This is a genomic window from Sphaerisporangium fuscum (assembly GCF_018531465.1).
Taxonomy (GTDB): domain Bacteria; phylum Actinomycetota; class Actinomycetes; order Streptosporangiales; family Streptosporangiaceae; genus Sphaerisporangium; species Sphaerisporangium fuscum.
In genome coordinates, this window is record NZ_JAHDTF010000040.1 from 69,791 (window position 1) to 92,583 (window position 22,793).

The 22,793-nt window shown below is 71.2% G+C and carries 23 protein-coding genes; 12 read left to right on the forward strand and 11 right to left on the reverse strand.

Annotation, left to right across the window (positions count from 1 at the left end):
* Positions 1–92: 92 nt before the first annotated feature.
* The 6 genes from KIK05_RS39725 to KIK05_RS39750 form a co-directional block, all read right to left on the reverse strand.
* Positions 93–506, reverse strand: a complete 414-nt coding sequence (locus KIK05_RS39725) for a hypothetical protein (protein WP_214416048.1) — start codon at positions 504–506, stop codon at positions 93–95.
* A 244-nt stretch (positions 507–750) separates the two neighbouring features.
* Positions 751–3,141 (reverse strand): aerobic carbon-monoxide dehydrogenase large subunit, encoded by a 2,391-nt coding sequence (gene cutA / locus KIK05_RS39730; protein ID WP_214416049.1) that lies wholly within the window; start codon positions 3,139–3,141, stop codon positions 751–753.
* Positions 3,138–3,659, reverse strand: coding sequence for a (2Fe-2S)-binding protein (locus KIK05_RS39735; protein ID WP_214416050.1), 522 nt, complete (start codon positions 3,657–3,659; stop codon positions 3,138–3,140). The genes cutA and KIK05_RS39735 overlap by 4 nt, the downstream gene beginning before the upstream one ends.
* Entirely contained in the window at positions 3,652–4,533 is an 882-nt protein-coding gene (locus KIK05_RS39740) for an FAD binding domain-containing protein (protein ID WP_214416051.1), read from the reverse strand. The genes KIK05_RS39735 and KIK05_RS39740 overlap by 8 nt, the downstream gene beginning before the upstream one ends.
* Positions 4,530–5,909, reverse strand: coding sequence for a uracil-xanthine permease family protein (locus KIK05_RS39745; RefSeq protein ID WP_214416052.1), 1,380 nt, complete (start codon positions 5,907–5,909; stop codon positions 4,530–4,532). Before KIK05_RS39745 ends, KIK05_RS39740 begins: the two co-directional genes overlap by 4 nt.
* A gap of 269 nt (positions 5,910–6,178) precedes the next feature.
* Entirely contained in the window at positions 6,179–6,586 is a 408-nt protein-coding gene (locus KIK05_RS39750; RefSeq protein WP_214416053.1) for a hypothetical protein, read from the reverse strand.
* Between the two features lie 194 nt (positions 6,587–6,780).
* Here KIK05_RS39750 and KIK05_RS39755 point away from each other — a divergent pair, with 194 nt between their 5' ends.
* From KIK05_RS39755 to KIK05_RS39785, 7 genes are read left to right on the forward strand one after another with little or no spacing between them, the layout of a single operon-like run.
* A complete protein-coding gene (locus KIK05_RS39755; RefSeq protein WP_214416054.1) occupies positions 6,781–7,257 on the forward strand; it encodes a MauE/DoxX family redox-associated membrane protein in 477 nt (158 codons plus the stop codon).
* 28 nt (positions 7,258–7,285) lie between these two features.
* Complete coding sequence (locus tag KIK05_RS39760; RefSeq protein WP_214416055.1) at positions 7,286–7,792, forward strand: hypothetical protein; 507 nt, start codon at positions 7,286–7,288, stop codon at positions 7,790–7,792.
* Positions 7,793–7,803: 11 nt separating this feature from the next.
* Positions 7,804–7,950: a hypothetical protein gene (locus tag KIK05_RS39765; protein ID WP_214416056.1), complete on the forward strand. Its 147-nt coding sequence runs from the start codon at positions 7,804–7,806 to the stop codon at positions 7,948–7,950.
* Positions 7,951–7,968: 18 nt separating this feature from the next.
* Positions 7,969–8,511: a hypothetical protein gene (locus KIK05_RS39770; RefSeq protein WP_214416057.1), complete on the forward strand. Its 543-nt coding sequence runs from the start codon at positions 7,969–7,971 to the stop codon at positions 8,509–8,511.
* A 25-nt stretch (positions 8,512–8,536) separates the two neighbouring features.
* Positions 8,537–9,055 (forward strand): DUF5666 domain-containing protein, encoded by a 519-nt coding sequence (locus tag KIK05_RS39775; RefSeq protein ID WP_214416058.1) that lies wholly within the window; start codon positions 8,537–8,539, stop codon positions 9,053–9,055.
* Entirely contained in the window at positions 9,055–9,582 is a 528-nt protein-coding gene (locus tag KIK05_RS39780) for a TlpA family protein disulfide reductase (RefSeq protein WP_214416059.1), read from the forward strand. The genes KIK05_RS39775 and KIK05_RS39780 overlap by 1 nt, the downstream gene beginning before the upstream one ends.
* Complete coding sequence (locus KIK05_RS39785; RefSeq protein WP_214416060.1) at positions 9,579–9,911, forward strand: hypothetical protein; 333 nt, start codon at positions 9,579–9,581, stop codon at positions 9,909–9,911. The genes KIK05_RS39780 and KIK05_RS39785 overlap by 4 nt, the downstream gene beginning before the upstream one ends.
* Positions 9,912–10,012: 101 nt before the next feature.
* On the opposite strand, the gene KIK05_RS39790 is transcribed toward KIK05_RS39785, so the two are convergent.
* Entirely contained in the window at positions 10,013–11,272 is a 1,260-nt protein-coding gene (locus KIK05_RS39790) for a glucarate dehydratase family protein (RefSeq protein WP_214416061.1), read from the reverse strand.
* The gene (locus tag KIK05_RS39795; RefSeq protein ID WP_214416062.1) at positions 11,266–12,171 is read right to left on the reverse strand and encodes a 5-dehydro-4-deoxyglucarate dehydratase; all 906 of its coding nucleotides are present in this window, start codon (positions 12,169–12,171) and stop codon (positions 11,266–11,268) included. Before KIK05_RS39795 ends, KIK05_RS39790 begins: the two co-directional genes overlap by 7 nt.
* Positions 12,172–12,313: 142 nt before the next feature.
* On the opposite strand from KIK05_RS39795, the gene KIK05_RS39800 reads away from it, so the two are divergent.
* The 3 genes from KIK05_RS39800 to asnB all read left to right on the forward strand — a co-directional run bounded on the left by KIK05_RS39800 (position 12,314) and on the right by asnB (position 17,141).
* Entirely contained in the window at positions 12,314–13,117 is an 804-nt protein-coding gene (locus tag KIK05_RS39800; RefSeq protein ID WP_214416063.1) for an NAD-dependent epimerase/dehydratase family protein, read from the forward strand.
* Positions 13,118–13,382: 265 nt separating this feature from the next.
* Entirely contained in the window at positions 13,383–15,029 is a 1,647-nt protein-coding gene (locus KIK05_RS39805; protein WP_214416064.1) for a hypothetical protein, read from the forward strand.
* Between the two features lie 258 nt (positions 15,030–15,287).
* Positions 15,288–17,141, forward strand: coding sequence for an asparagine synthase (glutamine-hydrolyzing) (gene asnB, locus KIK05_RS39810; RefSeq protein WP_214416065.1), 1,854 nt, complete (start codon positions 15,288–15,290; stop codon positions 17,139–17,141).
* Positions 17,142–17,204: 63 nt separating this feature from the next.
* On the opposite strand, the gene KIK05_RS39815 is transcribed toward asnB, so the two are convergent.
* Positions 17,205–17,768 carry a hemerythrin domain-containing protein gene (locus KIK05_RS39815; protein WP_308250316.1) on the reverse strand — a complete coding sequence of 188 codons (564 nt, stop codon included), beginning with the start codon at positions 17,766–17,768 and terminating at the stop codon, positions 17,205–17,207.
* Positions 17,769–17,896: 128 nt separating this feature from the next.
* Positions 17,897–18,400 (reverse strand): ATP-binding protein, encoded by a 504-nt coding sequence (locus KIK05_RS39820; protein ID WP_214416066.1) that lies wholly within the window; start codon positions 18,398–18,400, stop codon positions 17,897–17,899.
* Between the two features lie 236 nt (positions 18,401–18,636).
* Between KIK05_RS39820 and KIK05_RS39825 the strand changes: the two genes are divergently transcribed.
* A complete protein-coding gene (locus tag KIK05_RS39825) occupies positions 18,637–20,208 on the forward strand; it encodes an NsdA family TPR-like regulatory protein (protein WP_214416067.1) in 1,572 nt (523 codons plus the stop codon).
* Positions 20,209–20,506: 298 nt separating this feature from the next.
* Positions 20,507–21,082, forward strand: a complete 576-nt coding sequence (locus KIK05_RS39830; protein WP_214416068.1) for a hypothetical protein — start codon at positions 20,507–20,509, stop codon at positions 21,080–21,082.
* A gap of 142 nt (positions 21,083–21,224) precedes the next feature.
* On the opposite strand, the gene KIK05_RS39835 is transcribed toward KIK05_RS39830, so the two are convergent.
* Entirely contained in the window at positions 21,225–22,766 is a 1,542-nt protein-coding gene (locus KIK05_RS39835; RefSeq protein ID WP_214416069.1) for an FAD-dependent monooxygenase, read from the reverse strand.
* Between the last annotated feature and the right edge of the window lie 27 nt (positions 22,767–22,793).

The window sequence follows — 22,793 nt, forward strand, 5'->3', positions numbered from 1 at the left end:
CGCGGGGAAAGGGACGGCCGCGCGGAGGTTCGAGTGGGGGAGGAACACGGGTGGGCGCGGACCGGGAGGTCCGCGCCCACGGTGTCAATTCGTCAGCAGCTCGGAGCGACGGCGTCGATCTTGCCGCCGAAGTCGTTGTCGTAGACCCTCCGGTAGTCGCCCTTGCGGACCACGCGCGTCTCCTTCCTGTTCTCCGGCACGTTGATCCAGTTGATGAAGCAGCCGTCGGCGTCGGCCTGGAAGGAGCCGACGTTGTCGTGCAGGGCCGGCGGGACGTCGACGTAGCCGTTCCCCGGGTTCCAGCACCACGAGGCGCCCTTGTAGTCGCGCCGGGAGTACAGGCAGATGTCACCGGCCCCCGCCTTGCCGGCCTGGACGACCGCGGGCCCCCGGACGTGCGCGGCCGCCGCCGGCGCCGCGAGGGCGGGGGCGGTGAGCACCACCATGGCGAGTCCGGCCACGCCCGTCGCCGCCCCGATCCGCCTGCCGCATGTCGTTGCCTTCATCACGGTTCCTCCTTCGTCGGCCTTGCCGGAGACCCCCGTACCGGACGATCACCGGCCGCGTTCAGTCACGGAATGTAGCAGTGCGAACACAGACAGCGACCTGTCGTGAACGGCAGAGGAGCCGGCCCGGAAGGGCGGAAAACACTGTCTTTCGCGGGCATGGACACCGGCGAGCCCCTGGCCTGCGGAAACCTCAGCACTTCAGCGGCGGCGGCGTGGCAGGGGCGGCGAGCCGGCGCGGCCGTCACCGCCCGGCGAGGGACCTCAGCTCGTACAGCTCCGACGGCGAGATGGGCATGCGGTCGATCGCCAGCCCCTCGGCGTCCTCGATCGCCGAGGCGATGACGGCCGACACCGGGATCACCCCGGCCTCCCCCGCGCCCTTGACGCCGAGAGGGTTCAGCGGCGACGGCGTCTCCAGGTGAGCGGTCTCGATGCGCGGCACCTCGGTGGCGTACGGCATCAGGAAGTCCATGAACGACGCGTTGAGCAGCTGGCCATGACCGTCGTACACCATGCGCTCGTACAGCGCGCCGCCGACGCCCTGCGCCACTCCCCCGTGGATCTGCCCCTCCACGATCATGGGGTTGATGAGCTTGCCGCAGTCGTGCACGACGGCGTACCGCAGGATCCGGATCTCGGCGGTGTCGGGATCGGTCTCCACGATGGCGGCGTGCATGCCGGAGGCGAACGTCGAACGCACCGGGGAATAGTAGTCGCGTCCCTCCAGGCCCGGCTCCTCGCCCTCGTCGACCGGCGGGCGCTCCATCGAGGTCGCCCCGCTGAACTGCGTGGCCCGCTTGGCCTCCTCGTCGAAGGCGTACCGCAGGGGATTGGACAGCACGGCCACCGTCGCCAGCGGGATGGACGCGCCGGGGTTGCCCGCCACCCGCACCACGCCGTCCTCGATCTCCAGGTCGCGCGGGTCGGCCTCCAGCGCGTCGGCGGCGATGCGCAGCGCCTTCTCGCGCACCTTCCGGCAGGCCAGGGCGATCGCGTTGCCGCTCATCACCGCCGCCCGCGAGGCGAAGGTGCCGACGGCGTACCCGAAGCGCCGCGTGTCGCCGGTCACCACCGACACCCTGTCGAGCGGCACGCCCAGCTCGGTCGCGGCGATCTGCGCGAACACCGTCTCGTGCCCCTGGCCCTGCGAGGTCAGCCCGGTCGAGACGTGCACCCGCCCGTCGGAGGTGACCTGCACGTGGCCGCCCTCGTACGGCCCGACGCCCGTGCCCTCGACGTAGCAGCCGAGGCCGATCCCGAGGCGCCGTCCCGAAGCCGCGGCCTCGGCCTTCAGCCGCGGGAAATCGTCCCAGCCGATCAGCTCCTTGAGCATCCGCAGCGACTCGGGGTAGTTCCCGCTGTCGTAGATCAGCGGGCGGCCGTCCTGGAAGAGGAGCCCCTGGTCGTAGGGGAACTCGCCGGGCTGGATGAAGTTCGCCGCGCGCACCGCCGTGCGGTCGAGCCCCAGATGGGCGGCGATCTTGTCCATGGTGCGTTCCATGCAGAACACCGCCTGCGGCCGTCCCGCCCCTCGGTACGGCGTGACCTGCACGGTGTTGGTGTAGATCGAGGAGAACTCCACCCGGTAGGCGCCGATGCGGTACGGGCCGAGCAGCTGGGTGGCCGTGATGATCGGCACGATGATGCCGTACGGGGTGTAGGCGCCGTGGTCGTGCAGGATCGTCACGTCGAGGCCGAGCACCCGCCCCTCGTCGTCGAAACCGACCCGCACGTGCTGCACCTGGGCGCGCTCGTGGGCGGAGGAGATGAAGTGCTCGCGGCGGTCCTCGGTCCACTTGACCTCGCGGCCGAGCAGCATCGCCGCCCACGGGACGAGCACCTCCTCCGGCCACGGGTGCACGATCTTCACGCCGAACCCGCCGCCGACGTCCGGGGCGATCACCTCCACCGAGGGCAGCGGCAGGCCCAGCTTGGCCGCGATCGCCATGCGCACGCTGGTGGAGGTCTGCGTGGAGGTGTAGACCCGCAGCGACCGGTCGTCGGCGTCCCAGCGGGCGTACACGCCGCGCCCCTCCAGCGGCATGGACGCGCTGCGCTCGATGTCGAGCCGGAACGACAGCCGGTGCGGCGCCGCATCGATCGCCTCGCGGGCCCCGGCCCCGCCGCGGGACGGCACCTCCTGCACCAGGTGGGCGCCGACGTTCCCCGGGACGTCCTCGTGGACGAGCTGGGCGCCGTGCGCGGCCTCCTCGATGCCGACGACCGGCTTGAGGAACTCGTAGTCGACCTCGATGAGGGCGGCGGCGTCCTCGGCGAGGTAGCGGTCGCGGGCCACCACCATGACCACGGGCTCGCCGACGTGCCGCACGATGTCCCTGGCCAGGGGGTAGGCCGTACGGCCGTGGGTGAGCGCCGGGTGCGGGATGAGCAGCGGCAGCGGGTCGCGCACCCGCTCCGGGAGGTCCTCCCAGGTGTAGATCGCGACCAGGCCGTCGACGTCGAGCGCGGCCGAGACGTCGATGTCGCGGACGCGGGCGTGGGCGTGCGGCGAGCGGACGAACGCGGCGGCGAGCGCGCCCCGCCCGAGGTCGTCGAGGTAGCGGCCCTGCCCGGTGACCAGCCGCCCGTCCTCCCTGCGCCTAACCGGCTCGCCGAACAGCTTGGTGGTCACGCCTGCTCCTCCATCAGCTCGGCCGCCCGGTGGACGGCCTTGACGATGTTCTGGTAGCCGGTGCAACGGCACAGGTTGCCGGAGATGCCCTCGACGACCTCGTCCTCGGTGGGGGCCGGGTTGTCGCGGAGCAGGGCGGTGACCGTGCACAGGAAGCCGGGGGTGCAGAAGCCGCACTGCAGGGCGTGGCATTCGGAGAACGCCCGCTGCACCGGCGACGGCGACCCGCCGGGGCCGGCCAGCCCTTCGACGGTGGTGATCTCGTGGCCGTCCACCGAGACGGCGAAGGTGAGGCACGAGCGGATCGGCTCGCCGTCCAGCAGCACGGTGCAGCAGCCGCACACGCCGTGCTCGCAGCCGACGTGGGTGCCGGTCAGCCCGAGGTCGTGGCGCAGGCAGTCGGACAGCAGCCGGCGCCCGGGCACGTCCACCTCGCGCACGACGCCGTTCACGGTCAGGCAGATCGCGTGCAGCGCCTCACCGCCCGGCCCCGGGACTCCCCGCGCGGTCTCACTCATCGGTCCCCTCCTTCGCGGCCTCGGCGGCGGCGCGCAGCGCGCGTTCGGCCAGCACCCCGGTGAGGTGCCGCCGGTAGGCGGCCGAGGCGTGGATGTCGCCCTCGGGGTCGACCCGGTCCTGTACGGCCGCCGCCACCGCCGCCCAGTCGACGGACGCGGCGGGCCTGCGGTCGCACACCCGCGACACGTCGAGGAGCAGCGGGACCGGGCCCACGCTCACGCACGCCACGCGCGCCGAGACGATGCGCAGGTCGTCGTCAACGGTGACCAGGGCGGCGGCGCCCGCCAGCGCGTAGTCGCCGTGCCGGCGCGCGACCTCGCGGAACGCCGTGCCGGTGCGCGGCGCGAGCGCCGGGAAGAACGCCGAGACGGCGAGCTCGCCCGGCTGGACGGCCGACTCCAGCGGGCCGGTGAAGAACTCCGCCGCCGGGACGTCGCGCTCGCGGCCCCCGTCGCGGGCCAGGCGCACCGAGCCGCCGAGCACGGTCAGCACCGCGGGCAGCTCGGCGGAGGGGTCGGCGTGGACGAGGCTGCCGACGACCGTTCCGCGGTTGCGGATCACGGGGTGGGCCACGAGCTTCAGCGCCTCGGGCAGCAGCGGCTGGGCGCGGGCGACCACGGGGTCGCGTTCGACGGCCGCGTGCCGGGCCAGCGCGCCGACCCGCACGCCGCCGTCCTCCACGCCGATGGTGGCGAGCCCGGCGACCCGGTTGATGTCGACCAGGTGGGACGGCGCGGCCAGCCGCATGTTGAGCAGCGGGATCAGGCTCTGGCCGCCCGCCAGCACCTTGCCGTGCGGCCCCGCCTCGGCGAGGACCCGCAGGGTCTCGCCGAGGTCGCGGGGCGCGTGGTAGTCGAACGCCGGAGGCTTCACCTGGTGCTGTCGCTTCCCTCCGCCAGAGCAGGAGCGGGACCGCCGTCCCCGGTGGTGGCCTGTGTCCGGGCGGAGATCGCGCGGAGCAGGTGGTAGCCGCCGAGGACGACGACGGTGCCGAGCGCGATGCCGGCCAGCGAGAAGTTCTTGGTGATCTGCTGGGACACCGGCCCGATCGCCAGGATGATGCCCGCTCCGATCGGCACCATGTTCACCGGGTCGGAGAAGTCGACGCGGTTCTCGATCCAGATCTTGGCGCCGAGCAGGCCGATCATGCCGTACAGGATGACGGTGATGCCGCCGAGCACGCCGCCCGGCGTGGCCGCGACCAGCGCGCCGAACTTCGGGCACAGGCCGAGCAGGATCGCCACGACGGCGGCGATGTAGTACGCGGCGGTGGAGTAGACGCGGGTGGCGGCCATGACGCCGATGTTCTCGGCGTAGGTGGTGGTGGGCGAGCCGCCGACGGCGGTCGCGACGACCGTGCCGACGCCGTCGCCGATGATCGCCCGGCCCATGTACGGGTCGACGTCGGTGCCGGTCATCTCGCCGACCGCCTTGACGTGCCCGATGTTCTCGGCGATGAGCGCGATCACGGCGGGCAGGACGAGCACGACGGCCGAAACCGCGAAGTGCGGCGCGTGCATCGTGGGGAAGCCGATCCAGGGGGCGTCCGCGACGCTCGCGAAGCTGATCCGGGGGTGGGTGTCGATCTTGCCGGTGGCGGCGTTGAGAGCGGTGATGTCGCCGAAGACCTTGTCGGCGACCCAGGAGAGCACATAGCCGGCGACCAGGCCGATCAGGATGCCGATGCGGCCGGTGAAGCCCCTGAACAGCACGATCACCACGAAGGCGATCACCATGGTGATCAGGGCCATCCACTGGTCCTGCGGCCAGTAGACGTCGGCCGCGACGTAGGCCAGGCCGAACCCGATGAGCATGACCACCGCGCCGGTCACCACCGGCGGGAAGATCCGGTTGATGGCGGAGACGCCGAGGTAGTGGATCAGGACGCCGCACAGGGCGAGCACGACGCCGGCCACCAGGATCGCGCCCGTGACGGTGCCGTTGTCGCCGCCGCCCGCGCGGATGGCGGCGACCGCCCCGACGAACGACGCCGAGGTGCCGAGGTAACTCGGGATCCTCCCCTGGACGATCAGCAGGAACAGGATCGTGGCGACACCCGACATCATGATCGCCAGGTTGGCGTTCAGCCCCATCAGCAGCGGGAACACGAACGTCGCGCCGAACATGGCGATGACGTGCTGCGCGCCGAACCCGATCATGCGGGGCCAGCTCAGCCGTTCGCCGGGTCTGACCACCTCTCCGGGGGCGAGCCCCCGCCCGTCACCGTGCAACTTCCATCCGAAGGCCATGAGAGCCCCTTCACTGACCGGGCCGGGCGGTCGGTGGCCACCCCGCAGGCGGACCTCCGCGGCGCGTCTTGCCGTCTTTCCGTCTCGACGTTCACCCTCCGGGAGGAGCCCGCCGCTCACTGTGAGCGCCGTGAAGGCCATCTCCCGTTGCGGGCACATTAGACCTGTGAACGTCGGTCCACATGGTAAGGACTTGCCAAACGTGCCCGGTTCACCGGCAGTGTTCTTGCGCACCGTCCCCGGCCGCGGACGGTGAGCGGCCCGGTGTCCTACAGCGTGAAGGCGAAGCAGCCGGAGGAACGGCCGATGGTCACGGTGATGCGGACGTGCCCGTCGGGCGGGAGCAGGATCGAGCCGGGGTAGATGGTGTCGCGGGAGGGCGTGCCGTCGTCGTTGAGAGGGGTGGAGACGGCGGCGCGGTCGCGGACGTAGTAGGCGGTGGTCCCCGACTCGGTGTGCTCCACCTTGATCAGCGCGTCGGCCGCCTCCTGGTGGGTGACGGGGGCGACCCACAGCTTGGCGACGCCACCGTGCTGTCCTCGGAGCACGGTCCCGAAGGGCCCGGCGCGCACGGCGCCCGCCGTGGCTCCCCGCTCCCCCGCCTGGTCGGCGTCGACGCACGGGACACCGCCGCCGGGGGTCGCCGGCGGCGAGACGGGCGTCGTCCACCCCACCACGCTCGGCCGGGAAGCGGCAGCGGCGGCCGGTTTCGGAGTCGACTGCCCCGCTGAACAGGCACTTTGACTAGCGGTAAGGACGAACACCGCCGGCAGCAGAAGAACTCGTAATCTCACCATTGATCAAAGTATGACCCCCACCTATGATCACGTCCATGGAACCAGCCGATTTAGTCGGTGCAGGATGCGGCCTTTTGGCCGCCCTTTTCGTCGCCAGTGGTGTCCCCAAGATCAGAAAGCCGTTCGGGCTCGCGCTCGCGCTCGTCCGCTTCGGCATCACCCGCCGGGTGCGGCCCGGCCTGGGACGGCTCCTCGGGGCCGTCGAGGTCGCCGTCGGCATCGCCGTCGCGCTCAGCCCGAACCTGCTCCCACCTGCGGGAGCGGCCGTACTCCTCCTGATCGCCTTCACCGCGGTGGTCGCCCGGTCGGTCGCGGCGGGGCAGAGCGTGGAGTGCGCCTGCTTCGGCACCGGCGAGACCACCTCGTGGGCCACGGTGGTCCGGAACGTCGTCCTGATCGGCGTCGCGCTGTACGTGGCTTTGACGCCGGCCGCCCCTACTATCGACCAGCGAATTTCCGGCCTGCTCATCGGCACATTGATTACCTGCGGATATTTGCTGATATCCACGATGGCCACGCTCAAGCCGTTCAGCGTCCGGCTTGACAAGTGAGTGAGGCGGCATGGGTTACACCGGTTTGATGGTCGTTTGCGCGGTCTGGTTGATTCTCGTCGGCCTCGGCCTGCTGGTCGTACGGCGCGAGCTGGCGATCCTCCAGGACCGGGTCGCCAACAGCGGCGCCGCGCCCGCCGACGGGCTCGCCGTCGGCGCGGTCGCCCCGCGGTTCCCCGGCATGCGCGAGGACGACGTCGTCCTGTTCTTCTTCGGCGACTGCGAGCCCTGCCACGAGGTGGCGGAGGAGGTCGCGCGGTCGGCCGACCCGAGCCGGTTCGCCTGCGTCGTCAGCGACGGCACCCTGGAAGGCTCGTCCACCGGATTCGGGGAGCTGCTGCCCGCACAGGCCCGAGTCCTCACCGGTGACGAGGCCACTTCCGTGCGAGAACGGTACAAGGTGCGCTCCGGCCCGTTCGGTGTCGCGGTGTCCGGCGGCCTGGTGGTGGCCAAGGGCGTCCTGCGCTACGCCGACGACCTGGAGCACCTGCGGCGGGCCGCCTACGGCGAGGCCCGCGCCTCCGTCGGCGCCTGAGGGGCGCGACGATGACGAGAACATGGCTGAGGCCCGCCCTGGCGGTACCGCTAGCCGGGCTCGGGGCCCTCGCCGGCCTGCTGGCCGGGGTGGCGCCCTGGGCGCTGCTGGTCATGGCGGCGCTGATCGTGGGAATCGCGCAGCAGACCCTCCCTTGAGGCCCGAACGTGATCATCATGATCACGCGCGCCCGCGTGTCCGGGTGCTTCGGTTCCTCGGCGGTGGCCGCCGCCGTCCTCCTGTTCTCCGCCGCCGGCGCGGCGGCCCTCACCGGGGCCGTCCTCGGTCTGCTCGGCTCGGCCCTGGAGCCCGGCATGCGGGCGCTGCTCGCGCTGGCCGCGGTGTCGGCCGTCGCGGTCGGAGCCGCCGTCCGCCCGGTCCCCTGGCAGCTGGACCGCGAGACGGACACCCGCTGGCTCGGGTACAACGACTGGCGCACCGCCGCGTACAACGGGTTCGCGCTCGGGCTGGGATTCACCACGCGGATCGGCTTCTGGCTGTTCTACCTGGTGCCGCTGACCGCCTTCGCCGTGGCCGACCCGCTGCTCGGGGCGCTGGGCTACGTGGTCTTCGCCGTGAGCCGTGTCGGGCTGTCCGCCCTGCTCACCTCCATGGACGTCTACGTCACCGGCGGGATCACCCGAGCCCGCATGTTCGCCGACCCGCTGGCCGTCGCCGCGCTCGGCGCCCTGTACCCCGTCCTGATGCCGCTGTTGTAACCACCCCCCAAAAGAGAGGAAAGCCATGAAGGAGGAAACGACCAGACGCGGGCTGTTCGCCGGAATGCTCGGCGACAGAGCCGGAACCTCGCCGTTACCGCCGTCCGACGCCCCGATCGCGGTCCTGGTCGACGGGTCCGGCCGGGACGTGACGGTCCGCCGGTACGGTCAGTCGGCGGGTTTCGCCTCGGCCGCGCCGGTCGCCGCCCAGGCCGAGGAACTGCCCTACGGCTGGACGCTCCGCCCCGGTGACCTCGTCGTCATCGACGAGTCCACCGCGGGTCAGCCCGTCGCCGTCGCGCTGCACCGCAACGTCCACGGGACCGTGGCCGAGGTCACCGCCGACCGCATCACGGTCAACGGCCAGGTCTGCCGGCTCGACCCGCGGACGATCCACTACGAGGGCATGTCGCCGGAGCCGTCGGCCAAGCCCCTCGCCCAGCCTCTGAAGGCCGGCGACACCGTCGTCCTGGAGTGCTTCGACAACCGCGTGGACGGCACCCTGACCGTCCACTTCATGCGGCGGACCAGGCGGGCGGCCTGATGGAGCGCGTCATCGCCGTCGTGCTGGTGGTGGCGTGCGTCGCCCTCACGGTGGCCTTCCTGGCCTGCCTGAGGGGAATCGCGGAGCTGCGTCTGCGCCTCACCGGGCGCGGCATCGACCCGAGCGCCCAGCTGGTGCTCGGGAGGAAGCTCCCCGAAAGTCTCATCCGGCTGATCCCGGACGTGACGCGGGACACGCTGGTGATCTTCATGTCCAGCACCTGCTCGACCTGTCACGGCCTCGCGTCCGACCTGGACAAGTTCGCGGGCCGTCAGGTGGTGGCGATGATCGCCGGCGACTCCACCGCGGAGCTGCGCGCGATGCTCCCGGCGCACGTCGACGCCTACGACGGTGAGCAGGCCAAGGCGGTCGACGCGGACCTGCCCATGGCCTTGTGGCCCACCGTGATCCTTCAGCGGGACGGCTTCATGGTCGCCACCGCGACGGGCAGCGACGCCGACAGCGCCGCCGACCTCGAGGTGCTGTGGGAACAGAGACTGGACGTACCAGAGGGGACGAGAGCATGATCGTCGAGCACGTGAAGAAGACCCGGCTGACGAGGAACCGCTTCCTCGCCGTCGCCGGGGCGACCCTCGTCGGGGTCGCGACCAGCGCCTGGTTCCCGGGACGGGCGGAGGCGGCACCGGACGGCTGCTACGGCGCGCCGGGCTGCAGCTGCTGCTCGGCCACCACGTGCTGCTCGAGCGGCTGCACGAGCGCCTACACCTGCGGTGGCAAGCACTGCTGGACGTCCTGCGCCTACCTGGGCAGCACGCTGTACCGCTTCGACTGCTGTGACTACTACAAGGGCGGCAATCTCTGCATCTGCCGGGTCAACAACCGCGCCTGCAGCTGACACAGGGCGGGTGCGGTGGGTCTCCCCCGCACCCGCTCGGCCCGAAACCCCTCACCCTCCGGGCCTGTGGCCGGCCCGGAGGGCTCAGGCGTGGACGGCGTTCACCAGCGCGGCCCGCGGGCCGAGAAGGACGGGTCCACGGTCTTCATGTAGGCCGTGTCGTCGCGCGACCGGATCCCGCACGTCTCGTAGTGCTCGTTCATGACGGCCAGCGCGTCGCGGTCGAGCTCGACACCCAGCCCTGGGCCGGTGGGCACGGGGACGGCCCCGTCGACGAAGCGCAGCGCGCCCGGCGCGACCACGTCCTGACCGGCCTGCCAGGGGGTGTGGGTGTCGCAGGCGTGGGTGACCGCGGGGAGGGCCGCAGCGAGGTGGGTCATCGCGGCGAGGCTGACGCCGAGGTGGGAGTTGGAGTGCATCGACAGTCCGATGCCGAAGGTCGAGCACAGCGTCGCCACGTGCGACGAGCGCAGCAGCCCGCCCCAGTAGTGGTGGTCGAGCAGGAGCACGCCGATCGCTTCCTGCCGTACGGCCGGGGGAAGGTGCTCGGGGGTGACCACGCACATGTTCGTGGCGAGGGGCATGGGAACGCGGCGGGCCACGCTCGCCATCCCTTCGATGCCGGGCGTCGGGTCCTCCAGGTACTCCAGGACGCCTTCCAGCGCCCGGCCCACCTTCACCGAGGTCTCCACGCTCCAGGCGGCGTTGGGGTCCAGCCGCAGCGGATGGCCGGGGAAGGCCTCCCGCAGCGCCAGGGTCGCCTCGATCTCCTCCTCCGGCGGGCGGACGCCGCCCTTGAGCTTGATGGAGCGGAAGCCGTACTCGCCGACCAGCAGGCGGGCCTGCTCGACCAGCCCGGCGGCGTCCGGCGCGGCGCCGAAGGAGTCGGGTTCCGCGCCCGGGTGACCGGCCCACTTGTAGAACAGGTAGGCGCTGTACGGCACGGCGTCCCGGACCTTGCCGCCGAGGAGGTCGGCGACGGGACGCCCCGCCGCCTTGCCCTTGATGTCCAGGCACGCCACCTCGAACGGGGAGAACACCCGGTCCACCGTCTTCTCCAGGGTGGTGGCCCCGGTCAGCCCGTGGTGGTCGGTGACGACGTCCGCGCCGACGGACGCGGCCACAGCCGCGTAGACGGCGTTGTGGTGGTACACGTCGAGGCCGATGAGCAGGCGGGCGGCCTCGCGCACCATCGAAAGGTGCGGCAGGTCGCCGTAGGTCTCGCCGAGCCCGGTAAGGCCCTCGTCGGTCACCACCTCGACGATCGTGCGCAGCGCCCAGGGCTCGTGCACGCCGGCGGCGTTGAGCAGCGGCGGGTCCCGGAAGGCGACCGGCGTGACGCGCACCTCGCGGATCAGCATCCGGCGATCTCCAATCCCTTGCCGATGAGCCGTTCGAGCCGGGCCACGTGCTCGGGGGCCGCGTCGACCAGCGGCGGGCGGACCGGGCCCGCGTCGAGGCCGCGGAGGGTGACGCCGGCCTTGACCAGGGCGACGGCGTAGCCCGGCACGAGGTCGCGCAGCTCGACGAGGGGGCGGTAGAACCCGGCCAGCAGGCGCTGGACCATCTCGCCGTCCCCGGCGGTGACCGCCTTGTGGAAGGCGAGCGCGACCTCGGGCACGAAACAGAAGACGGCCGAGGAGTAGAGGTTCACGCCGATGCCCCGGTAGGCGGGGACCGTCATCTCGGCGGTGGGCAGCCCGTTGAAGAAGGTGAACTCGCGGTGGCCGGCCTGCCGTACGGCGAGGACGATCCGCTGGAGCAGGTCGAGGTCCCCGAGCCCGTCCTTGAACCCCATGACGTTCGGCATCGCGGCGAGCTCGACGGCCGCCTCGGGGGTGAACCGGGCGTTGCCCCGCTGGTAGACGATCGCCGGCAGCTCCGTCGCCGCGCTCACCTGCTCGACGTACTTCACCAGGCCCCGGACGGGGGCGTTGACCAGGTACGGCGGGAGCAGGAGCAGGCCGCCGGCCCCGGCACGGGCGGCCGCCTCGGCGCACGATCGGGCGAACGGCAACGATCCGCCCGCCCCGGACAGGACCGGGACGCGCCCGGCGGTCGCCTCCACGGCGATCCGCACCACCCGCTCGTACTCGTCGAGGCCGAGGGCGTTGAACTCCCCCGTGCCGCACGCGGCGAAGACCCCGCCCGCGCCGGCGGCGACGCCCCGCTCGACGTGTTCGCGCAGGGCCTCCTCGTCCAGACCGCCGTCGGGGGTGAACGGGGTGACCGGGAAGAACAGAACTCCGTCAAGATGCATCTATTCACTCAACCAGTTCATGTATGTGGACGATAGTCAGCCTTGTGAACGAATTTCCGCAACTGTAAGAATCGGCCCCGGTGGTGTCAAGGTTCTCGCGACATGCCTGAAGCACCATGGACACATCCGAGACGGGAGAGACATGCGAATTCTCATCACCGGCGCGGCGGGCGGCGTCGGCGGCCTTCTCCGGCCCCGGCTGGCCCGGGAAGGACGGGTCCTGCGCCTGCTCGACATCGTCCCTCTCACCCCTGGGCCGGGCGAGGAGACGATGACCGCCGACATCACCGACCCGGAGGCGATGGCCAAGGCCGTGGACGGCGTCGACGCCGTGGTGCATCTGGGCGGCCACAGCCTGGAGCGGCCCTGGGCGGACATCCTCCAGGTCAACGTCAACGGCACCTACGTGGTGCTGGAGGCCGCCCGCAGGGCCGGGGTCCGGCACGTCGTCCTGGCCGGCAGCAACCACGCCGCCGGCTTCCACCCCGCGGGGGCCGAGGCGCCCGACTACCTGTTCCCGCGGCCCGACACCTTCTACGGCGTCGGCAAGGTCGCGCTGGAGGCGCTCGGGTCGCTCTACCACGACCGGTACGGCATGGACGTGACGTGCCTGCGCATCGGCTCGTGCTTCGAGCGGCCCAGGGACGTGCGCATGCTCGCCACCTGGCTGTCCCCCGGCGACTGCGCCCGCCTGGTCGAGGCGGCGCTGGCCGCGGAGGGGTTCCACGTCGTCTGGGGCGTCTCCGCCAACACCCGCCGCTGGTGGTCGCTGGAGGAGGGCCGCGCCATCGGCTACGAGCCCGAGGACGACGCCGAGGTCCACGCGCCGGAGCTCATCGCCGAGCACGGCGAGCCCGACCCCGGCGACCTGGCCCACTCGCGGCTGGGCGGCTCGTTCTGCCGTCCCGAGCTCGACGTCGACAACCTCACCTCACGGGAGCGGTGACCAGGGCCGGCACCGCGCGGGGAGGCGCACCGGCAGGTTCCGGCGCCACGGTGGAGCGATCCATCCCGTCGGGTCGGGCTGCCACTGATCCGGCACCTCTCTGCCAGTTATTTCCGTTGGATCATCCATGTATTGCAAACGTGTGTCAGCTCCTGTCACGATGCCTGCAAGCGGTCCGATGTTAGGTCGGCGATGACATGTGCCGCTTCGCGTCGTCCAGTGGCTTCCGCACGCGTGCGGTCGCCGTGACCGAAGGAGAGTTCACATGACCGTCTCCCGCCGGAGGTTCATGACCTCCGTAGCCGCCGGGTCCGCCCTCGCCGCGGTGTCGTCGTCGCAGCTGATGTCGGCGATGACCAGCGCGGCCGGCGCCGCGAGCCCCGTCGGGGACGTGGTCGGGAAGATCACCGTGGGCTACCAGGGCTGGTTCGCCTGCAAGGGCGACGGGGCCCCCATCAACGGCTGGTGGCACTACGGCGCCGACATGGCGCAGCCGCCCTCCCCCGGCAACACCACCATCGTGGCCTGGCCCGACATGCGGGAGTTCACCCGCGGGTACCCGACGGCGTACGCCAATCTGGGTAACGGGCAGCCGGCCACGCTGTTCTCCTCCTACGACCAGCAGGTCGTCGACACGCATTTCCGCTGGATGCGGGAGAACGACATCGACACCGCCGCCCTGCAGCGCTTCGACCCCAACGGCGGAGAGGGCCCGACGCGCGACGCGATGGCGGCCAAGGTGCGCAGCGCCGCCGAGGCGAACGGCCGCAAGTTCTACATCATGTACGACGTCTCCGGCTGGACGAACTTCCACCCGGAGATCAAGACCGACTGGACGTCCAAGATGTCCGCCCTGATGGCGTCGCCGATGTACGCCCGGCAGAACGGCAAGCCGGTCGTCGGCGTCTGGGGCTTCGGGTTCAACGAGTCCAAGCACCCCTCGGACCCGGCGGCCTGCCTCGACGTCGTCAACTGGTTCAAGGCGCAGGGCTGCTACGTGATGGGCGGGGTGCCGACGTACTGGCGGCAGGGCATCAACGACTGCCGGCCCGGCTTCATCGACGTCTTCAACGCCCTGAACATGCTCTCGCCCTGGATGGTGGGGCGCATCGGCAACGTGGCCGACACCGACCGGTTCCACACCGACATCAACGTCCCCGACCAGGCGTACTGCGACTCCCACGGCATCGACTACCAGCCCTGCGTGCTGCCCGGCGACGTCAAGAGCCGCCAGCGCGCGCACGGCGACTTCATGTGGCGCCAGTTCTACAACATGGTCCGCCTGGGCGCCCAGGGCATCTACATCTCCATGTTCGACGAGTTCAACGAGGGCAACCAGATCGCCAAGACGGCCGAGACCATGGCCACCGTCCCGACCGACTCGGGGATGCTCGCGCTGGATGAGGACGGCACGGCGTGCTCCTCCGACTACTACCTCCGGCTCACCGGCGACGGCGGCCGGATGCTCAAGGGGCGGATCGCGCTGACGGCCACCCGGCCGACCCCGCCGATGCCGGGCACCGGCGGAGGCGTCGCCCTGCGCTCCCGCGCCAACGGCCGCTACGTGACCGCCGCCACCGGCTCGGCGCTGATCGCGAACGGGACGTCCGCCGGCGCCGGGCAACGGTTCGAGCGCGTCGACCTCGGCAACGGCGACGTGGCGCTGAAGGCGAACGTCAACGGCATGTACGTGTGCGCGGAGTCGGCGGGATCCCAGCCGCTGATCGCCAACCGCACCGCCGTCGGCCCGTGGGAGACCTTCCAGCTGATCACCAACCCTGACGGGTCGGTCAGCCTGAAGGCGCAGGCCAACGGCCGGTACGTGTGCGCCGAGTCGGCGGGATCCCAGCCGCTCATCGCCAACCGCACGGCGATCGGCCAGTGGGAGCAGTTCGACCTGGTCACCGGTTGAGCGGCGCCCTCACTCAGGCGGCGGGCACCCGCCGTCGTCTCGGAGCAGCGGGTACGAGCCCGGGCCGGCGAGCATCGAAGGCGTGACCCGGTGCCGACCGGCCCGGATCGGTCGCAGGTTCGGGGTCCTCACTACTCGGTGAGCCTTTTGTGAGTTGGGCGAACTCAGAGACGGATTTAGGTTGCCCTAGGCAACCATCGGCGTAATGTGATCGAGGAAATGTCCGACGAGCCGTGATCAAGGAAGGGGAGACCGCGCATGTGCGGGATCACCGGGTGGATCTCCTACGATCGGGAGCTGAGCGCCGAACGGGCCACGCTGGAGGCCATGACGCAGACCATGGCGTGCCGCGGGCCGGACGCCGCCGGGGTCTGGATCGACGGGCACTGCGGCCTCGGCCATCGCCGCCTCGCCGTCATCGACATCGAGGGCGGCAAGCAGCCGATGGAGGTCGAGAGGGACGGGCGCACCGTGCTCGTCACCACCTACAGCGGCGAGATCTACAACTACCGCGAGCTGCGCGCCGAGCTGGCCGCCCTCGGACACGTCTTCCGCACCAGCAGCGACACCGAGGTCGCCCTCCACGCCTACCTCGAGTGGGGCGAGGACTTCACCCAGAAGCTCAACGGCATGTACGCCTTCGCGTTATGGGACCCCGACGAGGAGCAGTTGCTGCTGGTCAGGGACCGCATGGGCATCAAGCCGCTCTACTACCACCCCACCCCCGATGGGGTGATCTTCGGCTCCGAGCCCAAGGCCATCCTCGCCCACCCCGGTGTACGCCCCGTGGTCGACGCCGAAGGGCTGGCGGAGCTGGTCTCCTTCACCAAGACGCCGGGCCACGCCGTCTACCGGGGGATGTACGAGCTGCGGCCGGGCCACCTGCTGCGGCTGCGCCGGGAAGGGCTGACGGTCAGGCCCTACTGGCGGCTGGAGGCCCGGGAGCACACCGACGACCTGGACACCACCATCCGTACGGTGCGCGAACTGCTGGACGACATCGTCGCGCGGCAGCTCATCGCCGACGTCCCGCTGTGCACCCTGCTCTCCGGCGGCCTGGACTCCTCGGTGATCACGGCGCTGGCCGCCGGCGGGCTGGCCGCGGAGGGGAAGGGCCCGGTGCGGTCCTTCGCCGTCGACTTCGTCGGCCACACCGAGAACTTCCGGCCCGACGACCTGCGCGGCACGCCCGACGGCCCGTACGCCCACGCGCTCGCCGAACACGTGCGTTCCGACCACACCGACATCGTGCTCGACACCGTCGCGCTGATGGACCAGGCCAACCGCCGGGCCGTGCTCACCGCCCGCGACCTGCCGTTCGGCCTCGGCGAGGGCGACACCTCGCTCTACCTGCTGTTCAAGGCCATCCGGGAGCAGTCGACGGTCGCGCTGTCGGGCGAGTCGGCGGACGAGGTGTTCGGCGGTTACCGCTGGTTCCACGACGAGCAGGTGGTGAAGACGGAGACCTTCCCCTGGCACGCCGCGATCCTCGCGATGGGATCGTTCAGCGGCCCGGACTCCGGCGCGCGCGAGTCGCTGTTCGACCAAGGGCTGCTCGAGAAGCTGGACCTGGACGGCTACCGGGACGCCCGCTACCGCGAGGCGCTCGCCGAGGTCCCCTACCTCGACGGCCAGACCGGGCACGAGCGGCGGATGCGGGAGATCTGCTACCTCCACCTGACCCGGTTCGTCCAGTACCTCCTCGACCGCAAGGACCGGATGAGCATGGCGGTCGGCCTGGAGGTGCGGGTGCCGTTCTGCGACCACCGGCTGGTGGAGTACGTCTTCAACACCCCGTGGGCGATGAAGACCTTCGACGGCCGGGAGAAGTCGCTGCTGCGCGCCGCCACCCGCGACGTGCTGCCGGAGTCGGTCGCCCAGCGGGTCAAGAGCCCGTACCCGAGCACGCAGGACCCGCGCTACGTGGAGGCCCTGCGCGCCGAGGTCAGGCAACTGCTGGCTGCCGGGGACGCGCCGGTGTGGCCCCTGGTCGACCCGGACGCCGTCAGGCGGGCCGCCGAGTCCGGCGGCGGCGAGTACCGGATGCAGATCGAACTGCTCCTCTCGATCAACTCCTGGCTCCGCCAGTACAACCCCGAACTGGCCCTCTGACACCGGGCGCGGGCGGCGTTCCGGTACGACGTCCGCCCGCCCCCCGGCCGCCTGCGCGACGCCTCAGTCCTTGTTCGAGTGCCGCCAGTCCCGGACGGCGTCACGGATCTTGTCGAACACGGCCACCGGCGGCCCGACCAGCATGTTCGCGACGGCCGACTCACCGGCCCCCGGGTGCGGCCGGGTCGGCGAGATCGCCTCGGCCGCTCTGACGGCGCCCGCCATCCGGCGGAGCTTCTCCGGCGACAGCTCCTGGCGCAGCCGCGGGAACTCCTCCTGCTCCTCGTGGGTGGCGTGTTCGAGGACCGCCTTCGCCAGCGTGGCGCACCTGGCGTCGAACTCCGGGTGGTCCACGCCGAGGTCGTACAGCTCGGAGAGAGCGTGCTTGGCCTCGTCCTCCTCGTGCAGGCGGGCCTCGACGACCCGCTCGCCCCCGTTCGACCGCGCCGCGGGGTGGACGACCTGCTCCTCCGCGCTCTCGTGGACCGCCAGCAGCCGGACCAGGTCGTCGAACAGCTCGCGCTTCCGGTCGCCCCGCGCGGTGGTGAGGTCCGCGAACATGGCCTTGATCTGCTCGTGCTGTGCCAGCAACAGGTCGATGACGTCCTTCTCGTGCGTCGTGGTCACTGTCGTCACCCTTTCGACTCGGAGATCTGGCCGCCTGCCCCGCGACGGGCCCGCTACACCCGAAGGGCGGAGTTCGGCCACCCAGCAGGAGGACAAAGGTGGCGTGGCGGAAGTTCCGGCACGGGCCACTACGGGGCGGCCGTCAAGTAGGCCCAGACGCCGTGCCCGTCCTCGGGAGTGCCCTGCGCGCCGAGCCGGTCGGCGACGGCGGCGACGATCGCGAGACCTCGTCCGTTCTCCTCGTACGAGAGCCCCTGCCCGCCGCCGTCCCCGAGCCGTGGGACACCTTCTCCCCCCTGGTCGTACACCGTGATCAGCACGCTCGTGCCGGCCGAGGTCGTGAAGAAGCTCACCTCCACCGTGAAGTGACCGCCCGAGGTCCCGCTGCGGGTGTGGCGGACGGCGTTGCCTACCAGCTCACCGGCGACCAGCTCGGCGTCGTCGGCGAAAGAGGTGCCGTCGAGCAGGAAGCGGACGAACCTCCTGGCTTCCGACGCCCGGTCCGGCGTACCGGGGAAGACACGCCGCCAGAGGAGCATCTCGGCACCCGGCCGCACGGCCCCGGCGGCCGGTGCGAACGTCAGGGGACCGGCGGCGAGACGGACCTCGCCGTCCCAGGAGTGAAAAGGCATGGACACAGGCCAGAACGATGGCCGAGGGGCGGAGGGTGACGGATCCCGCCTTCACGCCGGGAGACCGCCCACGTTCACCACTTCGATGACGTGCCGGAACGCTCCGGACGGCACGATCACCGACTGCCGGTCCCCCGGACCGGCATCCCAATCCGATGTCATTCTCCGTAGTCGACAAGGTACGCTGCGTGTCAGTTTTTTGACCCGCGTGTTACCTCTTCTGAGGGCGAGGTGCGATGTCCGGCGAGGGGATCCACGTTCTGCTCGAATGCCGTCGGCGCAGCGAGATCCTGCGCGCGAAGGGCTACTCGTACGATCAGATCGCCGAGGTTTTCGCGATCTACCACGACGTGAGCCCGCTGCGCCTGTACCGCTACGCCTACGGCCGCACCGCCGCCGAGGCCGTGGCGCTGTACAACGACCTCGACCCGGCGGGCACGGCCGCGCTGCGAGAGTCGCGTCTGTACGACTTCGAGCACTGGCCGCAGCGCGGGATGCGCCCCACCGCGCGAACCATCGCGCTCTTCGCGAAGGTGTACCGGACCGCCGCGCGCCGGCTGGTGAGCGACGAGGTGTACGCCTCCTACAGTCTGCGCGACCGCGATCTCATCGACCGGACGGATCACCGGCAACGTCCGTCTCAACGGGCTTCTCGTGTCCCGGCCCCCTTCCCCGGGCATGTCACCATGGGTTCTGAAGCGGCACGCCCTGCGGTCGCCGTCCTCGCCCCCAAGGACTGCGCCGCTCTGCTGCGTGCCCTCGCAGCCGAGGAGGCCGATGTGAAGCGTCGCGATCTGCTCTTCGAACTGGCCCTGGCACTCGGCGGCGCGCCCGCCCTGGTCCTGCTGCGGCATTTGTCCCCGCCCGAGAAGGACCGCCTGCTGACGGCCGTACGAGCCTCCAGCCGGGTGGACGGCGGTGCGGTCGAAGTGATCGAGAAGCTGACCGCCCGATGCCGCCGTCTGGACGACGAGTTCGGCCCCGACACCGTGCTGCCGATCGTCGAAGGTCAGCGCGGCCTCGTCGCCGACCTCCTGCACCGCGAAACCCTGCTCCCCGCCCTGCGCGACCGCCTCACCCACGCCTACGCCGAACTCAGCCAACTCGCCGGCTGGCTCCACCACGACTTGATGGACCACGCGGGGGCGCGCCTGCGCTACCAAGAAGGCCTCGCCGCCGCCCACGAGGTCCGCGACCCGACGCTCATCTCCTACCTGCACACGTGCCTGGCCAACATGTCTCGATATCAAGGGCGTACAGGTGAGGCCCTCGACCACATCTATGCGGCGGAGGGCTGGGCACGCAAAAGCCCCAGCGCACTGCTACGGTCGCTGCACGCTGTAGACCTCGCGCGGATCCTCGCGGTGCACGGCAGCACGCGGGACAGTGCGGACGCGCTCGCACAGTCGCGCCATCTGGCCGAGCGGCCGAGAACCGAGGCGGACCCTTCCTACCTCTACTGGTGGACCGCCAAGGGGGTGGAAAGGCACACGGCGGCCTGCATGCTCGCCTGGGGGCGGCCCGATGACGCCATTCGAACGGCGGAGCGGGCACTGGCAGGGGACATGCGGAAGTCGGCTCGCGGCAGGACTCTCCTGGAATACGCCGAGGCCCTCATCCAGAAACGCGAGATCCCGGCGGCGACCGACAAAATACGCGTAGCCGCCCAGATCACCGTCGGGCACAGTTCCGGCCGCCTCGCCGACTCCGTCCGTCAGGCCCGCAGCCGCCTCCAGCCCTGGTCCGGCAACAAGCACGTCCGCCACCTCGACGAGGAACTCCGCGCCCTCGGCATCGCGACGATCTGAAAGCGGCGAACGCGGATCGTGCGAGATCATCCGTCCTGGTGCCGGGAGTAGTCCGCGCGGCGGATTCCCGTTCGCCCGGCAGGGGGACGACCGGGTGCGGCCTTCGCGGACACCATCTGATCAGCATCCCCTGCGGCCGCCGTCGCCGGCGGGCGTACGCGATGCGCGGGGGCGGGATCAGCGCGCGACCGGTCGAGTATTCCGGACCTTCGCATCGCGGGGAGGCACGAGCCGTGGAAACCCACGTGCTCTCCACCCTGACCGACGAAGTCGGAAACGAAAGCCGAAGGACACGCACATGCGCAAGAAGGCGTTAACCACCGGGATCGTCACGGCCGCCCTGGCGGCCCTCGCCACCGCCCCCGCCGTGGCCATGGCTCCCGCCGCCATGGCGGCGACGGTCAAGATCCAGCTCGCCACCACCTCGACCGTCAAGGAGGCGTCCGGGGCCCGGTTCACCTGTCCGGGCGACCAGGTGCTGACCGGCCGGTCGCACAGCGGCGACGAGAACGGCTACACGACGTACTACTGCAGCAAGATCCTCATCGACGACGTACCGGTCCAGGTCACGACCGGAAGCTGGAGCCCCAGCCAGCGGGAAAGCGCCTCGCTCTACGAAACCGCCGCCGACCAGGCCCTCGTCGGCAGGTGGCATTCGGGGGACGAGAACGGCTCCACCCAGTACCTCCCCGGCTCGCTCTCGTGGCAGGGCCGCCCGGTGCATCTGATCACCCGTCTGTGGACCTCGACCATGAAGGAGAGCAGCCACAGCTCGCGGGCGGGCTCCTTCCAGGTGATGACCGGCAGGTGGCACTCCGGGGACGAGAACGGCTCCACCCAGTACCAGTACGCCTACGTCACGATCGACGGCTGAGGCCTTCCGCCTCTCACTCCCGGGTCATCGCCCGCCGCAGGTAGGGCGCGGACCGGGAAGCACGTGCTCCACGCCTTCCGGCCCATCGGCCGGAAGGCGTCCTTCGTTCCCGCCCGGCCGCACATCGGCGGCCACCCTTTCCTCAGAGCAGCGCCCGGCGCGGTGCGCCGTGGAGTTCGGTCCAGTACTCGGCCACCCGCTCGGCACCGCCGGCCTCGGTCACCAGTCCGACGTACCCGTCGGGGCGGATCAGGACGAAGGTGCCGTCCGCCACGTCGTACCCCGCCCGCACGTGCCCGTCGCCGTCCACCACCGCACGCTCGCCGGCCGGGTCCCCCGGCCTGACCACGGTGTGGGCGCGCAGGGCGGGACCGAACCGGTCGCCGAGCGCCGCGACGGCGCCCCCGTGCGCCGCGCCGAAGGCGAGGAGCGTCCAGTGGGGGCCGCGGAACAGATCGAACAGCCGTACCGCCCGCCCGTCGGCCGTGGTGGCGGGCGCGTCGGGCGCGCGGTCGCCCGCCGTCACCGTGCCGGGTTCGGCGCGGTCGTCACGGGAGAGCGACCCGCCCCGGTAGTTCAGCGTCAGTCCGTACAGCTCGGCGCCGCGCACGTGCGCGTCGTCGTCGCCGCGCCGGTGCTTCTCCAGCAGCTTCGTGCTGAGATCCAGCGCGAGGCGCGCGGCCGCCATCCGCTCGGGTTCGTAGCTGTCCAGGAGGCGGGCAGGCGCTCCGGCCAGCGTGGCGGCGAGTTTCCAGCCGAGGTTGTAGCCGTCCTGGATGCCGGTGTTCATGCCCTGGCCGCCCGTCGGCGGATGGACGTGCCCGGCGTCACCGGCCAGGAGGACGCGACCGTCCCGGAAGCGTTCGGCCAGCCGCGTGTTGGCCCGCCAGACGGTGTGCCAGGTCACCTCGCGCACGAGGATGTCCTGTCTGCCGGACGCCTCGGTGACCTGTCGCTGCAGGTGGTCGCGGATCGGCTCGTCCGGGTCCTCCGGCGGCCGGGCGACCACCACGAACAGTTCGGTCCCGGCCAGCGGCATGATCGAGACTCCGCTGTCGCCGACGGGCCAGATCCGGCCGTGGTCACGGCCGACCCCGTCCACCCGCGCGTCCGCGAACAGCATGGTGGTGTTCTCGTCGGTCTCGCCGGGGAAGGCGATGCCGAGCCGCTTACGCACCGTGCTGCGCCCGCCGTCCGCGCCCACCAGGTATCGGGCGCGGACGGTCTCGGTCCTCCCGCCCGCGACCAGGGTCGCGGTCACGCCGTCGGGATCCTGGGTGAAGCCGGTCAGCTCAGTCGACGGTTCGACCCGCACGCCGAGCCGGGCGAGCCGTTCGCGGAGGATCTCCTCGGTGCGGAACTGGGGCACGAACCAGGGGTTCGGATACGGCACGGACGGGGTCGGCTCGGTGGGCTCGGTCATCCGTCCCTCCCAGACGACCTTGTCGCCCTGGTAGGCGCGCATCAGGATCCCGAGGTCGCCGGCGGCCAGGATCGCGTCGATCACCCCCAGGTCGGCGAGGACCTCCATCGTCCTCGGCTGGATGCCGTCGGCGCGCGACCCGCCGAAGAAGCGGTCCGCGCGGTCGACGACGCGTAAGCCGACGCCGCGCACCGCGAGTTCGCAGGCCACGGTCAACCCGGTCGGACCGGCACCGATGATCAACACTTCGACGTCCGTCATGACGCCCTCCCCAAAAGCTTGCTGGTA

What these genes read in the sequence shown, in the direction of transcription:
- KIK05_RS39725 (WP_214416048.1), bottom strand. Translation starts at nt 506, where the DNA reads ATGAAGGCAACGACATGCGGCAGGCGGATCGGGGCGGCGACGGGCGTG.
- KIK05_RS39735 (WP_214416050.1), bottom strand. Translation starts at nt 3,659, where the DNA reads ATGAGTGAGACCGCGCGGGGAGTCCCGGGGCCGGGCGGTGAGGCGCTG.
- KIK05_RS39745 (WP_214416052.1), bottom strand. Translation starts at nt 5,909, where the DNA reads ATGGCCTTCGGATGGAAGTTGCACGGTGACGGGCGGGGGCTCGCCCCC.
- KIK05_RS39760 (WP_214416055.1), top strand. Translation starts at nt 7,286, where the DNA reads ATGGTCGTTTGCGCGGTCTGGTTGATTCTCGTCGGCCTCGGCCTGCTG.
- KIK05_RS39765 (WP_214416056.1), top strand. Translation starts at nt 7,804, where the DNA reads ATGACGAGAACATGGCTGAGGCCCGCCCTGGCGGTACCGCTAGCCGGG.
- KIK05_RS39770 (WP_214416057.1), top strand. Translation starts at nt 7,969, where the DNA reads ATGATCACGCGCGCCCGCGTGTCCGGGTGCTTCGGTTCCTCGGCGGTG.
- KIK05_RS39775 (WP_214416058.1), top strand. Translation starts at nt 8,537, where the DNA reads ATGAAGGAGGAAACGACCAGACGCGGGCTGTTCGCCGGAATGCTCGGC.
- KIK05_RS39780 (WP_214416059.1), top strand. Translation starts at nt 9,055, where the DNA reads ATGGAGCGCGTCATCGCCGTCGTGCTGGTGGTGGCGTGCGTCGCCCTC.
- KIK05_RS39785 (WP_214416060.1), top strand. Translation starts at nt 9,579, where the DNA reads ATGATCGTCGAGCACGTGAAGAAGACCCGGCTGACGAGGAACCGCTTC.
- KIK05_RS39790 (WP_214416061.1), bottom strand. Translation starts at nt 11,272, where the DNA reads ATGCTGATCCGCGAGGTGCGCGTCACGCCGGTCGCCTTCCGGGACCCG.
- KIK05_RS39795 (WP_214416062.1), bottom strand. Translation starts at nt 12,171, where the DNA reads ATGCATCTTGACGGAGTTCTGTTCTTCCCGGTCACCCCGTTCACCCCC.
- KIK05_RS39800 (WP_214416063.1), top strand. Translation starts at nt 12,314, where the DNA reads ATGCGAATTCTCATCACCGGCGCGGCGGGCGGCGTCGGCGGCCTTCTC.
- KIK05_RS39805 (WP_214416064.1), top strand. Translation starts at nt 13,383, where the DNA reads ATGACCGTCTCCCGCCGGAGGTTCATGACCTCCGTAGCCGCCGGGTCC.
- asnB (WP_214416065.1), top strand. Translation starts at nt 15,288, where the DNA reads ATGTGCGGGATCACCGGGTGGATCTCCTACGATCGGGAGCTGAGCGCC.
- KIK05_RS39820 (WP_214416066.1), bottom strand. Translation starts at nt 18,400, where the DNA reads ATGCCTTTTCACTCCTGGGACGGCGAGGTCCGTCTCGCCGCCGGTCCC.
- KIK05_RS39825 (WP_214416067.1), top strand. Translation starts at nt 18,637, where the DNA reads ATGTCCGGCGAGGGGATCCACGTTCTGCTCGAATGCCGTCGGCGCAGC.
- KIK05_RS39830 (WP_214416068.1), top strand. Translation starts at nt 20,507, where the DNA reads ATGCGCAAGAAGGCGTTAACCACCGGGATCGTCACGGCCGCCCTGGCG.
- KIK05_RS39835 (WP_214416069.1), bottom strand. Translation starts at nt 22,766, where the DNA reads ATGACGGACGTCGAAGTGTTGATCATCGGTGCCGGTCCGACCGGGTTG.